General features: G+C 64.8%; 12 protein-coding genes. 6 read left to right on the top strand and 6 right to left on the bottom strand.

The window, feature by feature from the left end; all coding sequences use genetic code 11:
* Positions 1–30: 30 nt before the first annotated feature.
* The gene (locus ACZY1I_RS11990; RefSeq protein ID WP_463754618.1) at positions 31–825 is read right to left on the bottom strand and encodes a M15 family metallopeptidase; all 795 of its coding nucleotides are present in this window, start codon (positions 823–825) and stop codon (positions 31–33) included.
* A 63-nt stretch (positions 826–888) separates the two neighbouring features.
* Between ACZY1I_RS11990 and ACZY1I_RS11985 the strand changes: the two genes are divergently transcribed.
* Complete coding sequence (locus ACZY1I_RS11985) at positions 889–2,157, top strand: chloride channel protein (protein WP_463754617.1); 1,269 nt, start codon at positions 889–891, stop codon at positions 2,155–2,157.
* A 12-nt stretch (positions 2,158–2,169) separates the two neighbouring features.
* Here the strand turns inward: ACZY1I_RS11985 and ACZY1I_RS11980 are convergent, their stop codons facing one another.
* Complete coding sequence (locus ACZY1I_RS11980; protein ID WP_463754616.1) at positions 2,170–3,663, bottom strand: wax ester/triacylglycerol synthase domain-containing protein; 1,494 nt, start codon at positions 3,661–3,663, stop codon at positions 2,170–2,172.
* Positions 3,664–3,746: 83 nt separating this feature from the next.
* Here ACZY1I_RS11980 and ACZY1I_RS11975 point away from each other — a divergent pair, with 83 nt between their 5' ends.
* Positions 3,747–4,550 carry a transglutaminase-like domain-containing protein gene (locus ACZY1I_RS11975; protein ID WP_463754615.1) on the top strand — a complete coding sequence of 268 codons (804 nt, stop codon included), beginning with the start codon at positions 3,747–3,749 and terminating at the stop codon, positions 4,548–4,550.
* A 141-nt stretch (positions 4,551–4,691) separates the two neighbouring features.
* Positions 4,692–4,826 carry a hypothetical protein gene (locus tag ACZY1I_RS11970; protein ID WP_463754614.1) on the top strand — a complete coding sequence of 45 codons (135 nt, stop codon included), beginning with the start codon at positions 4,692–4,694 and terminating at the stop codon, positions 4,824–4,826.
* A 39-nt stretch (positions 4,827–4,865) separates the two neighbouring features.
* Here the strand turns inward: ACZY1I_RS11970 and ACZY1I_RS11965 are convergent, their stop codons facing one another.
* Together ACZY1I_RS11965 and ACZY1I_RS11960 are read right to left on the bottom strand one after the other, a co-directional pair.
* Positions 4,866–5,708 (bottom strand): MaoC/PaaZ C-terminal domain-containing protein, encoded by an 843-nt coding sequence (locus ACZY1I_RS11965; RefSeq protein ID WP_463754613.1) that lies wholly within the window; start codon positions 5,706–5,708, stop codon positions 4,866–4,868.
* A 23-nt stretch (positions 5,709–5,731) separates the two neighbouring features.
* Complete coding sequence (locus ACZY1I_RS11960; protein WP_463754612.1) at positions 5,732–7,096, bottom strand: 3-oxoacyl-ACP reductase; 1,365 nt, start codon at positions 7,094–7,096, stop codon at positions 5,732–5,734.
* A 114-nt stretch (positions 7,097–7,210) separates the two neighbouring features.
* On the opposite strand from ACZY1I_RS11960, the gene ACZY1I_RS11955 reads away from it, so the two are divergent.
* Entirely contained in the window at positions 7,211–8,524 is a 1,314-nt protein-coding gene (locus tag ACZY1I_RS11955) for an acetyl-CoA C-acetyltransferase (protein ID WP_463754611.1), read from the top strand.
* Positions 8,525–8,841: 317 nt separating this feature from the next.
* On the opposite strand, the gene ACZY1I_RS11950 is transcribed toward ACZY1I_RS11955, so the two are convergent.
* The gene (locus ACZY1I_RS11950; protein WP_463754610.1) at positions 8,842–10,677 is read right to left on the bottom strand and encodes an acyl-CoA dehydrogenase; all 1,836 of its coding nucleotides are present in this window, start codon (positions 10,675–10,677) and stop codon (positions 8,842–8,844) included.
* Between the two features lie 205 nt (positions 10,678–10,882).
* On the opposite strand from ACZY1I_RS11950, the gene ACZY1I_RS11945 reads away from it, so the two are divergent.
* Both ACZY1I_RS11945 and ACZY1I_RS11940 read left to right on the top strand, forming a co-directional pair.
* A complete protein-coding gene (locus ACZY1I_RS11945) occupies positions 10,883–11,923 on the top strand; it encodes an isopenicillin N synthase family dioxygenase (protein ID WP_463754609.1) in 1,041 nt (346 codons plus the stop codon).
* Between the two features lie 5 nt (positions 11,924–11,928).
* Complete coding sequence (locus ACZY1I_RS11940) at positions 11,929–12,417, top strand: flavin reductase family protein (protein ID WP_463754608.1); 489 nt, start codon at positions 11,929–11,931, stop codon at positions 12,415–12,417.
* A gap of 14 nt (positions 12,418–12,431) precedes the next feature.
* On the opposite strand, the gene ACZY1I_RS11935 is transcribed toward ACZY1I_RS11940, so the two are convergent.
* Entirely contained in the window at positions 12,432–12,587 is a 156-nt protein-coding gene (locus tag ACZY1I_RS11935; protein WP_463754606.1) for a hypothetical protein, read from the bottom strand.
* Positions 12,588–12,598 lie beyond the last annotated feature (11 nt).

Here is a 12,598-nt window from a genome sequence, read left to right as displayed (position 1 = left end):
GCGACCCGCGGCGCCCGGCTTCGCCGCGCTCTAGTCCGGAAGCGACGACCGCTCGACCGGAAAGTCAAAGTACCTGTCCGGGTACGACTCTGGTTGGTAGGTGAAGTGCCACCATTCGTTGACGTAATTGACGAAGCCATGTTCTTGCATGACCTCCCGGAGGACCAGTCGATTCGCCAACTGCTCGCCGTGGATGTCCGGGTCCAAGGTGTGGGCGAGCGGGTCGAAACAGTCGAAGCCGGTACCCATATCAACTGAATCGTCGGGAAATCGCATCGACGCTGGGGCCGTGCAGTCGACGAGCGGTCGACCGGGTTGATATGCCGGGGTTGCCGGGGGTAGGCGAACCAGCGTGAGATCCACGGTGCTGCCCCGACTGTGCCCCGAGTGGTAGTCGATGTACCCATCCTCGAACAGTGTCGACTTATCCACCCGCGGATAGAACTCGGCCTTCATCCGTTGGTCGCGCACGTCGCCGGCCCATCGGACGAAGTCGTCGACGGCGCGCTGCGGGCGGTAGCAGTCGTACACCTCCAACGCATATCCTTGCTCCGCCAATTGCTGCTGAACTGCCCTGAGTCCTTCCGCGGCAACACGAGTGAGGATGCACAGTGGCGCACGATAGCCGTCGACGCGATCCCCGGTGAAATTGTGCGCGGTGAAGTAGCGCATGTCCTGCAAGATCGTGGGGTCGATGTCCTGCAGTGCGACAAAGTCCATCGGCGCAACGTATTCCGGTTGTGCCACCACCGTGCTGGCCGGCGCGATGGCAGTTCCGACGACAACCGCCGCCACCGCGGCGGCGGCGCGGAGGGGAGACAGCATGGGTCATCTTGACCGCCGGCAACTCGATGCGCAATGGCTGCGGTGTCCGTAGTGTCGGCAGGCGTGTCCCGATTGCCCCGCCGCGAACTCGACTTCTTCTGCGCGGTCGTCGTGGTCGGATTGCTGGCCGGGGTGGCCGGGTTGGCGACGACGGTGGTGCTGCGCTCGGTTGAACACCTCACGTATCACTACACTTTCGGCTCGCTGCTCGACGGGATCACCGACAGCAGTCCGGTCCGTCGCGCGCTCGGTCCGATGATCGGAGCCGGTTTGGCCGGGCTGGGTTGGTGGCTGCTGCGACGTCGGACCGATGTGCCACCGCTTGCCGGAACCATCGAACGTCATGAACGGATACCCCGGCTGACGTGGAGCATCGATGCGTTGTTTCAGGTTGTCCTGGTCGGCGCGGGCGCCTCGCTGGGCCGCGAAGGAGCACCACGTCAATTCGCCGCTGTGCTAGGCGATTTCGGCACCACTTGGCTGAAACGGCTGACACCAGGGGATCGAGAGATCCTGCTGGCGTGCGCCGCTGGCGCGGGCCTCGGCGCGGTGTACGCCGTACCGGTCGCCGGCGCTCTGTTTGCCGTACGGATTCTGCTGAGCACCTGGCAGTTACGGGCGGTCGGTGCGGCGTTGATCAGCTCCAGCCTGGCTGTCGCGGTGGGTTCGGTGATCACCCACGATCATCCTGAGTTGAATTGGCCCAGTGCGGAATCGGCGTACCTGCTCAGCGCACACGGGCTGGCGCTGGCGCCGGTGGCTTTCGCGGTGGGGTGGGTGTTCAACAAGATCATCGCCGCGGCGCGTCCGGCCAAGCTGATCCGGTCGTGGGTGCTGATCCCGGGTCTGGCCGTTGCCGGCTTGCTGACCGGCATCTGTTCCCACTGGTGGCCCGAACTGCCCGGTAACGGCAAGAGCGTCCTGACAGTCAGCCTCGCCTCGGGCACTGCTGGACTGACCCTGGCGTCCGCACTGGTTATTTTGCTGTTGAAACCGGTTCTAACAGCGTTGTTCCTGCGTGCTGGGGGAGCGGGCGGCCTACTCACGCCGTCGTTGGCCACCGGCGCCGCGGCCGGATCGGCGCTGGTGCTGGCCCTCAATCAAACGGCCGGAATGCACCTGCACGGGCCGGTCATTTCACTGGGCGCCGCGGCGGGGGTGCTGGCGGTGACGCAGGGTTCGCCGCTGTGGGCCGCGATATTCGTCTGGGAACTCGCTCGGCCGCCGATTTGGATGCTGCTGGTGTTTGCCGTCACCGCGGTCGGGGCGCACGGGCTCAAGACCTTGGCGCTCGGGCGTCGTCGCCCGCACCTGGATCATCGGGCGGGCTGAGTGTCGAGGGAGTTACGGACGACCCTTCGTATGCGACGACAGCTCGGTGACAACTGACGGACTTACCCCCCGCGGCGATGTTTGTGCGGCGGCGACCAGAATGCCAACCGATTCGGCTATGCCGGTTGCTATTTCGTCAACCGCGGGAACGTTGTCGGGGCACACGCACACGCTGATGTCCACCACAGCGCCGTGCGGGATCAGGGTGATGTTCAATCCCGCGCCTTCGGTCAGGGGAGCGGCTGCATGCATGCCCGTCACCTTGACGCCCGCGCAGTACATCGACGCGCGCAAGCCAGGAAGGGTCGAGACGATCCCGTGCGAGATCGGTGCGACTCGCCGTGACAATCCCAACCCCTCAGCAACCTGCATGCCGGCGCGAATAACGGTCGGTGGCACCAGGCAAGCGATGGTGGCGAAGTCGGTGATGGGACCCAGTGTGCCGACCTGATCGCTGCCGACGGACTTCAGGTTTTCGGTAGCTGTGTGCAGATGGGTCAAGACCTGAACGGGGTCGTCCAGCTGCACCGGAATCCGCAGCCGCCCTAGCGTGTATCGGCCGGTGGGGCCTGCGGAATCGGTCCGACGCGCCGGCAGGGGTATCTGCATCGAGAGCGGCCCGCTAGGCACCGTGTCATGCCGTTGGAGCCAGGCCCGCAACGACAGCGTGCAGGCCGCAAGCATGACGTTGTTGACGCTCCCGCCGAACGCGCGGGTGACAGCGCTGATCTGGGTAAGCGGGACCGAGGCGAACGCCGTCGCACGCCGACCCGTCAGCGGCTTGTTGAACAGGGTCTGGGGCACCACTCCGCGCATCGATGACGGTGTGTGCTGCCGTGTTCTGGGTAAGACGCCGCCTTGCAGTGCACGCCGCCCGGCGCTAACCACTTCGGGCAGGGCACCCGCAACCAGCAAAGCGCCGGTGACTTGGTTGTGCACCAATTCGCGCATCGTGTCGGCGACAAGCTCGCCGATGGACGGTTGGCATCCCAGGCTCGGTTCAGTGTGCAGATCCGTGGCGAGGTTGTCCCGCGGGCCGACGGTCAACAATCGGCGCCAAATTGCGGTCAGCCCGGCCGGCCCGTCGGTGACGGCCGGCGCCATCTTCAGCGCCAACGCCCACCGGCCGCCGTCGAGGCCATCGATGGTCCATGCCTCCCACAGCGGTCTGCGACGATCCAGCGGCTGCGCGGACAGCTCCGCGATCAACTCCGTCAGCCCCGGTTGGCCGCCGGGGAAGGGAAGAGTTGCGCAATGCAGGTGCGGTGCGGGGTCGAAGTCCTCAACCTCTGCCCATACCGGCTGGCCCAGCCCAAGCGGCTTGTTCACGACCCGGCTGCGAAAGCGCGCAAGCCGCGGCAGCGACGAGCCAACGAGCTCGTGCAGCCGATGATGACTGAGATCGGCCGACGGCTCGAGGACCACTAGCGCGACGACATGAGCAGGCATGGTCGAACGCTCCATACTCAGCGCTAACGCTTCGATTCCCGTTAGACGTTCGACCATTGCCAACTACCCTAGCCCTCGATCGTGGCGGCCGTTCGGTTCGCCGATTGGCGAATCTCACGTTGCTGGCGCATCATCTCGCTATGAGACGGGAAGTCAGCGCAGAGATCGAGGTCGAAATCATCGCGCCGACCACGTTGGAGTTTCAGATTGCTGTTGCGCCTCATCCCAATACGCAAGTCTTCGAGTCGTTGCAGTTCGTTCTGAACGGAATGCCCATCCAGCCCTTGGAAATCAGCGGCGTGCACGGCAACCGAATCCACAAGTTCGGCGCCGGCGTCGGCGCACTGAGAGTCGACTACTCGGCAACGATCATCGGCCAGACCGATCAAGCACCGGTGACCGAGCACGATCAGTCGATGTATCTGCGACCGAGTCGGTACGCCGAATCGGACAAGTTTTTCGGTTTCGCCGCAAGAGAGTTCGCGCACGAGAGCGACCCGGCGACGTTGCTGGCGCACGTCAGTTCCTGGGTGGGCACCAGGCTGAACTACGTACCCGGCTCCAGCGATCCGATCGACGGAGCGGTCGATACGCTGCTCGCCGGTGAAGGGGTATGCCGCGACTTCGCGCACTTGGTGGTGGCACTTTTGCGTGCGGTCAAGGTTCCGGCGCGGCTGGTTTCCGTCTACGCACCCGGTGCCTATCCCATGGATTTCCACGCCGTAGCAGAGGCTTTCGTCAACGGGGAGTGGCGCGTGGTGGATGCGACGCTGCTGGCCCCTCGTCAAACCATGGTCCGCATCGCCACCGGCCGCGATGCCGCCGACACTGCCTTCCTCGACAATCACAAAGGTACGATCGCGCTGAACTATATGATGGTGTCTGCTGTTGTGGACGGCGAGTTGCCGCAGGATTCCATCGATGAGTTGGCTTCGCTACGCTGACGTGCGATCGAAAAAATACTCAGCACCAACAGCTTTCGATGTTCGCACCGACGGCCGCTCATAGCGCTCGGGCGTGGCGCGCCCCAGAGGTATAGGCTGGCCGAACAGGGACCACTCAGGCCCCCATATCAAGGGGTCGCGATGTCCGACAAGAATCCCCGTCAGGCGATGTCGAAAAAGTCCGGCAAATCGTTGAAAGAGAAACGCGCCGCCAAGCGCGACCAGTCTGACCAGAGCCCGTCGATCGACGTGATTGCGCACACCAAGAAGCGCTGATTCATCCAGTTCGCTTGACGTAAAACGCTTTTGGCGTGCCTAAAGCGGCTTGATGCTGCCGGTCAGGTGTGGATACCCCTTGGAGATATGGCGTAGCGCCAGCTCCCAGGTGTCGTCTTTCTCGTCCACATAGAGACCCACGGTGGCCGGCAGCAGTACCGGTTTGCCGAATCGCACCGAGTACTGCACCGCGTCCGGGAACCGTCCCTCGATGTTCGCCAATACCGCTGCCGCACTGAACATTCCGTGCGCGATGGAGGTTGGGAAGCCGAACAGCTTGGCGGCCACCCCGCTGGTGTGAATCGGATTGTGGTCGCCACCCACCGACGCGTAGCGACGGATCTGGCTGGACGAGATGCGCAGCAGCGAAGCGGGCGGGGGCAGCTTGGGCTGCTTCTTTTGTGGTGGCTTCGGTTCGCCCGACAAGCTGGTGCGCTGCTGGTGCAGGAAGGTCGTCACCTGGTGCCAGGCCAGCTCGTTGCCGACGCTGACCTCGCTCACCAGGTCGACCAGCAGCCCTTTGCGGTGATCGCGCAGGTTCTCGGCATGCACCTGCACGCTCACGGTGTCGGTCACCGCGATCGGCCGGTACTGCGTGATCTGATTCTCGGTGTGCACCGATCCCATTGCGGAAAAAGGAAAGTCGAACCCGGTGACCAGGGACATGACCGATGGGAACGTCAACGCGAACGGGTAGGTCAGGGGCACGTTGTTGCCGTACTGCAGTCCGGTCACCGAGGCATAGGCGGCAACGTTGGTGTGGTCGATCGGTAGTTCCTCGACGGTCACCGTTCGGTTAGGTAGCTGATCCGAGCGTGGCACGCCGGGCAGTGCCCCTGCCGCCGCGCGCAGCATGTTCTTCAGACCGCTTGGTTGGTTCATGATCTTCTCCTTCAGCCCTGGTGTCAGGCGCCGATCAGGCCCTGGCCGCAGACTCGAACCACGTTGCCGGTCACCGCATTTGATGCTGGGCTGGCGAAGTAGGCGATGGTCTCGGCGACGTCGACGGGTTGGCCACCCTGCAGCAACGAGCTCATCCGGCGAGCCGCCTCGCGGGTAACCAGCGGAATCGCGGCCGTCATTTCGGTTTCGATGAATCCCGGTGCGACCGCATTGATGGTGATGCCCTTCTCGGCCAGACTCGGCGCCAGCGCCTGCGTGATGCCGATCATGCCTGCCTTGGTAGTGCCGTAATTCGTCTGCCCGCGGTTGCCCGCGATTCCGGCGATGGACGACAGGCCGATCACCCGGCCGCCCTCGCCGAGGGTGCCGTTGTCGACCAGTCCTTCGGTGAGTCGCAGCGGCGCATACAGGTTTACCGCCAGCACGGCGTCCCAGCGGGCGTCGTCCATGTTGGCCAGCAGCTTGTCGCGGGTGATACCGGCGTTGTTGACCAGGATGTCGGCCCGTCCGCCGTGATGGTCGCGCAGGTGGTCGGTGATCTTTTGCACGGCATCCTCGGCCGTCACATCGAGCCACAGCGGCGTCCCGCCGACCGTGCTGGCGGTTTCGGCCAGCGCGTCGGCGGCCGACTCGACGTCGATCGCGACGACCCGGGCACCGTCACGGGCGAACACTTCGGCGATGGTCCGACCGATACCGCGGGCCGCCCCGGTCACGACGGCGACCTTGCCGTCCAGCGGCTTGTCCCAATCGGCCGGTGGGGTGGAGTCCTCGGACCCGACGTAGAAGACCTGGCCGTCGACGTAGGCAGACTTGGCCGACAGCAGGAACCGGACGGTGGATTCCAGGCCGCTGGCCGCCGGTTTGGCGTCCGGTGCCAGATACACCAGGTTCACCGTCGTTCCGTTGCGAACTTCCTTGGCCAGCGAGCGGCTGAATCCCTCCAACGCGCGCTGCGCGATGCGTTCCTCGGCGCCGGCAGCGGCCTCGGGTGTGGTGCCGACGACGACGATGCGTGCCGAGCGCTTGACGTTGCGCAGCAGTGGGGTGAAGAACTTGTGCAGCGCCTTGAGTCCGGCCGGTGTGGTGATGTCCGTCGCATCGAATACCAGCCCGCCGAACGAGTCGGCCCAGCGTCCGCCCAGATTGTTAGAGACCAGGTCGTAGTCGCTGTCCAGGGCCACCCGCAGCGGTTCGACGACTCGTCCTTCGCCGCCTATCAGCAGCGATCCAGCCAGCGGGGCGTCACCGACGCTGTAGCGGCGCAGCGGTTCAGGTTGCGGTACGCCGAGTTGCTTGGCCAGGAACGATCCGGGTCCGGAATTGACGACCTGAGAAAACAGATCAGGCGAGCGCTTGGTGGCCACAGAGGTGCCTTCCGTGTGTGTCTGGGGCGAACTTACTTCAGAGTAAGAACAGTGAGTAGTATTGCCTGGAGAGGCGGATACCCCAAAACTAACCCCCGAGTAGCGGAGACAAACGTGAGCCCTGCAAGTTCCGAGTCGAAAAGGCGCGTCGCCGTTCTGGGTGGCAACCGGATCCCGTTCGGACGATCCGATCGCGCCTACGCCGAGGCCTCCAACCAGGACATGTTCACCGCCGCACTGGGCGGGTTGGTGGACCGGTTCGGCCTGGCCGGCGAGCGACTGGATGCGGTAATCGGCGGTGCTGTGCTTAAGCACAGCCGCGATTTCAACCTGATGCGCGAGTCGGTGCTGGGCTCCGAACTCTCTCCGTACACGCCGGCGTTCGACGTGCAGCAAGCCTGCGGTACCGGTCTGCAGGCGGCCATCGCCGCGGCTGACGGAATCGCCGCCGGCAGGTACGAGGTAGCCGCCGCGGGTGGGGTGGACACCACCTCCGATGCGCCTATCGCGCTGGGCGACGACTTGCGCCGCACCCTGCTGAAGTTGCGCCGCGCCAAGTCGAACGTGCAGCGCCTGAAGCTCGTCGGCACGTTGCCCGCGAACCTCGGCGTCGCCATTCCGACAAACGGTGAACCGCGTACCGGCCTGTCGATGGGTGAGCACGCTGCCATCACTGCCAAGCAACTGGGTATCAAGCGCGTCGACCAGGACGAGTTGGCCGTCGCCAGCCATCGCAACATGGCCGACGCCTACGACCGCGGCTTCTTCGACGACCTGGTGACCCCGTTCCTGGGCCTGTACCGCGACGACAACCTGCGCCCGGACTCCAGCGTGGAGAAGCTGGCCTCGCTGCGCCCGGTCTTCGGGGTGAAGGCGGGTGACGCGACGATGACAGCGGGCAACTCGACGCCGCTGACCGACGGCGCCTCCGTGGCATTGCTGGCGACCGAACAGTGGGCCGCCGACCACTCGCTGACTCCGCTGGCGTACCTCGTCGACTCCGAGACCGCCGCTGTGGACTACGTGAGCGGCAATGACGGGCTGCTGATGGCACCCACCTACGCGGTGCCGCGCCTGCTGGCGCGCAATGGCCTGACGCTGCAGGACTTCGACTTCTACGAGATCCACGAGGCATTCGCGTCGGTGGTGCTGGCGCACCTGCAGGCCTGGGAGTCCGAGGAGTACTGCAAGAAGCGGCTCGGCCTCGACGAGGCGCTCGGTTCCATCGACCGGTCCAAGCTCAACGTCAACGGCTCGTCGCTGGCCGCTGGACACCCCTTCGCCGCCACCGGCGGGCGGATCCTGGCGCAAGCCGCCAAGCAACTGGCGGAGCTCAAAGCAGAGCAGAAAACCGACGGCACCGTCCGTGCGCTGATCTCGATATGCGCCGCAGGCGGGCTCGGCGTGGCAGCCATTCTCGAGGCATAACCGGTCCAAACGAATCGGTCGCCCAGTTTTTTCGGTCGGGGGGTTTGTGCGACGGACAGGTGGGTATTACAAGGTCCGGATGGCCCCGTGTTGTGGTCTGACCCCCCGACCCCGACGGCAACGCGGGGCAATCCCCAGATCGATTGCCGGTCAGCGCAGACGGGCGAACGAAAAGGGCCGCCGCTGGACTGAGGGGATCCAGCGGCGGCCTTTTTGCATCGCTTTCGCTGATCCTGTCGTTACGCCGGCAACGCAAAAAGGTCCTCCACCCCTTTGTGGGAGTGGAGGACCTTTTACGTTTCGCGGCTTGAAGAGGCTTAGAAAGCGGCCTCGTCGAGCTCCATGATGTCGTTGTCCAGGGCGTCGATCACGTCGCGCGTGCTGGTCAACAGCGGTAGGAAGTTCTTTGCGAAGAACGACGACACCGCGATCTTGCCCTCGTAGAAGGACCGCTCGGAACCGGTGGCGCCGGCGTCCAGCGCCTCGATTGCCACCGCCGCCTGACGTTGCAGCAACCAGCCGATAACGAGGTCGCCGACGCTCATCAGGAAGCGCACCGAACCCAGGCCAACCTTGTAGAGGCTGGTGACGTCCTGCTGCGCGGCCATCAGGTAGCCGGTCAGTGTAGCCGCCATCGATTGGACGTCGGTGAGTGCCTTGGCCAGCAGAGCGCGCTCGGTCTTGAGCCGCCCGTTGCCGGACTCGCTGTCGACGAACTCCTGGATCTGACCCGAGATGTGGGCCAGCGCCACGCCCTTGTCGCGGACGATCTTGCGGAAGAAGAAGTCCTGCGCCTGGATGGCGGTGGTGCCTTCGTACAGGGAGTCGATCTTGGCGTCCCGGATGTACTGCTCGATCGGGTAGTCCTGCAAGAAGCCGGACCCGCCGAGCGTCTGCAGACTCTCGGTGAGCTTCGCGTAGGCCTGCTCGGAGCCGACACCCTTGACGATCGGCAGCATCAGGTCATTGATCTTGGCCGCCAGCTCGGGGTCGACACCGTGCACGGCGTCAGCGACCGCTGCGTCCTGGAAGGTCGCGGTGAACAGGTAGAGCGCCCGCAGCCCTTCGGCGTAAGCCTTCTGGGTCATCAGCGACCGGCGCACGTCGGGGTGGTGGGTAATGGTCACCCGCGGCGCGGACTTGTCGGTCATCTGAGTCAGATCGGCGCCCTGCACGCGGGACTTGGCGTACTCCAGCGCGTTCAAGTAACCGGTGGACAGCGTGGCGATGGCCTTGGTGCCGACCATCATGCGGGCCTGCTCGATGACCTCGAACATCTGCGCGATGCCCTCGTGCACGTCGCCTACCAGCCAGCCCTTGGCGGGCACGTCGTGCTGGCCCAGGGACAACTCGCAGGTGGTCGATACCTTCAGGCCCATCTTGTGCTCGACGTTGGTGACGAACACGCCGTTCCGCTCGCCCAACTCGCCGGTCTCGGAGTCGAAGTGGAACTTGGGCACGAAGAACAGCGACAGCCCCTTGGTGCCGGGACCAGCTCCCTCTGGGCGCGCCAGCACCAGGTGGAAGATGTTTTCGAACAGGTCATCGGAGTCAGCGGAGGTGATGAACCGCTTGACGCCGTCGATGTGCCAGGAGCCGTCTTCCTGCTGCACGGCCTTGGTCCGGCCGGCACCCACATCGGAGCCGGCGTCCGGCTCGGTGAGCACCATGGTCGATCCCCAGGCGCGCTCGGCCGCGATGACGGCCCACTTCTTCTGCTCCTCGGTGCCGAGGTGGAAGAGGATCTGGGCGAAACCTGCGCCGCCGGTGTACATCCACACTGCCGGGTTGGCGCCGAGGATGTGCTCGTGCAGGGCCCACATCAGCGAGCGAGGCATCGGCATGCCGCCGAGTTCCTCGTCGAGGCCGGCCTTGTCCCAACCGGCGTCCAGCACCGACCGGACTGACTTCTTGAACGACTCGGGCAGTTTCACCGAGAACGTGTTCGGGTCGAAGACCGGCGGATTGCGGTCACCGTCGACGAACGATGCGGCGACGGGTCCCTCGGCCAGACGGGCGACCTCGGCCAGCATTTCGCGGGCGGTGTCGGCGTCCAGATCGCTGAACTCACCTTGGCCGAGTGCCTTATCGACACCCAAAACTTCGAACAGGTTGAATTCCTGGTCGCGGACGTTGCTCTTGTAGTGGCTCACTACGGGTCCTCCTCATTGAGAATGCCACCTGTGGTTGGGTACTTGCGGCTAAGTTACCCACCAGTAACACTGTTAAAATATATCGATTCGATACCTGCGCGCAAGTGACTGTGAGCTACATTTCACCCGTAGCCCAACCAACCGGTTGGGATCACGCTGATCGACGCGCTGGCACCCGCCGCGACCTGCGACGATGATGTTCAGTATGAAAAGTGTGGGGTCCGTCACGGCTCTTCCGGTAGTGGATCTCAACGCGGATTCCGGACTGTTACGCGAGAGGCTCCGCGAGGCGGCGCATCGGGTGGGTTTCTTCTATCTGACCGGCCACGGAGTGTCTGAATCGCTGGCGGTGCGGGTGCTCGACGCGGCCCGTCGGTTGTTTGCTTTGACGCGGGCCGACAAGGACGCGATCGCGATGGTGCGCAGCCCCCACTTTCGCGGTTACACCCGACTTGGCGGTGAATTGACCCGCGGTGAGGTGGACTGGCGGGAGCAACTCGATATTGGTCCGGAGCGCCCGCCGATCGGCGGACCCGGCCGGCCCGACTACCTGTGGCTGCAAGGTCCCAACCAGTGGCCGGCGGCGCTGCCCGATCTGCCCGGGATCATCGCCGAGTGGGACGCCGCGCTGGCCGAAGTGTCGCGCACCCTGCTGCAACACTGGGCGGCCTCGCTCGGCAGCGCACCCGACGTGTTCGACGCGGCGTTCGCGGAATCGCCGGCGACCCTGATCAAGATCGTGCGATATCCGGCCAGCGCGGCCAGCCCTCAGGGCGTCGGCGCGCACAAAGACTCCGGGGTGCTCACCTTGCTGCTGGCCGAACCGGGTAGCCAGGGTCTGCAGGTGCGGCGGCCGCACGAGGAAGAGTGGGTAGCTGTGCCCGTCTTAAAAGGGGCCTTTGTCGTCAACATCGGAGAGTTGCTCGAGGTCGCCAGCGGCGGCTACCTGCGGGCGACCGAGCACCGGGTGAATCTGCGCGGTGCAACCTCGGAGCGGATTTCGGTTCCGTACTTCTTCAACCCCCGGCTGGACGCGCAGCTACCGGTGTTGACGCTGCCGGCCGATCTGGCGGCCGAGACGGGGCAACCCCGGCGTGTTGATCCCGCCGACCCGATCCACTCGGTCTATGGCCGCAATGCCTGGAAGAGCAGGTTGCGCGCGCACCCGGATGTGGCTGCCGCACACGGGTATGCACCGGGTACGCTCGAAAGCGAGAATCCCGTTCTCGGCTCGAGGGGCGAATAGGCTCGGTGAACTCCAACAACAACCTGACACCGCTATCACTGCGGGAAGCTTTCGGTCATTTCCCGTCCGGCGTGGTGGCGATTGCCGCCGTGGTCGACGGCGTCCGGGAGGGCCTGGCGGCCAGCACCTTCGTGCCCGTCTCGCTGGATCCGCCGCTGGTCTCGTTCTGCGTGCAGAACATCTCGACCACCTGGCCCAAGCTCAAGGGAGTCCCGACGCTGGGTATCAGCGTGCTCGGCGAGGCCCATGACGAAGCGGCGAAGACGCTGGCAGCCAAGACAGGAGACAGGTTCGCCGGATTACAAACGGTTTCCAGGACGTCGGGCGCGGTGTTCATCGAGGGCACCGGCCTGTGGCTGGAAAGTGCAATCGAGCAACTGATTCCGGCCGGTGATCACACCATTGTGGTGTTGCGCGTCAGCGACGTCACGGTCGACGCCGAAGTAGCGCCGATCGTGTTTCACCGCAGCGTATTTCGCCGTCTCGACGGCTGAACTGCGGCGGTGCGTCAGGGACGCTCGCCCAGTTGTTTCCGGTAGGCGTCGATCCGTCCCTCGACTTCGGCCGCGTCGTCGTGCCGTCCCTCTTTGTGCGCCAGCTCGGCGCGGACGGACAACTCCCGGATCGCCGTTCGTATCTCATTGACGCTGGTTGTTTCCCGCATACCCAACGGGT

The sequence above is a fragment of the Mycobacterium sp. IDUB_37 genome (assembly GCF_055419245.1).
Note: the sequence above shows the minus strand (reverse complement) of the source record. Positions and strands in the feature narration are given on the sequence as shown.

Bases quoted from the DNA above. Each gene is read 5' to 3' on its own strand.
- ACZY1I_RS11990 (WP_463754618.1), bottom strand. From the start codon at position 825: ATGCTGTCTCCCCTCCGCGCCGCCGCCGCGGTGGCGGCGGTTGTCGTC.
- ACZY1I_RS11980 (WP_463754616.1), bottom strand. From the start codon at position 3,663: ATGGTCGAACGTCTAACGGGAATCGAAGCGTTAGCGCTGAGTATGGAG.
- ACZY1I_RS11975 (WP_463754615.1), top strand. From the start codon at position 3,747: ATGAGACGGGAAGTCAGCGCAGAGATCGAGGTCGAAATCATCGCGCCG.
- ACZY1I_RS11970 (WP_463754614.1), top strand. From the start codon at position 4,692: ATGTCCGACAAGAATCCCCGTCAGGCGATGTCGAAAAAGTCCGGCAAA.
- ACZY1I_RS11965 (WP_463754613.1), bottom strand. From the start codon at position 5,708: ATGAACCAACCAAGCGGTCTGAAGAACATGCTGCGCGCGGCGGCAGGG.
- ACZY1I_RS11945 (WP_463754609.1), top strand. From the start codon at position 10,883: ATGAAAAGTGTGGGGTCCGTCACGGCTCTTCCGGTAGTGGATCTCAAC.
- ACZY1I_RS11935 (WP_463754606.1), bottom strand. From the start codon at position 12,587: ATGCGGGAAACAACCAGCGTCAATGAGATACGAACGGCGATCCGGGAG.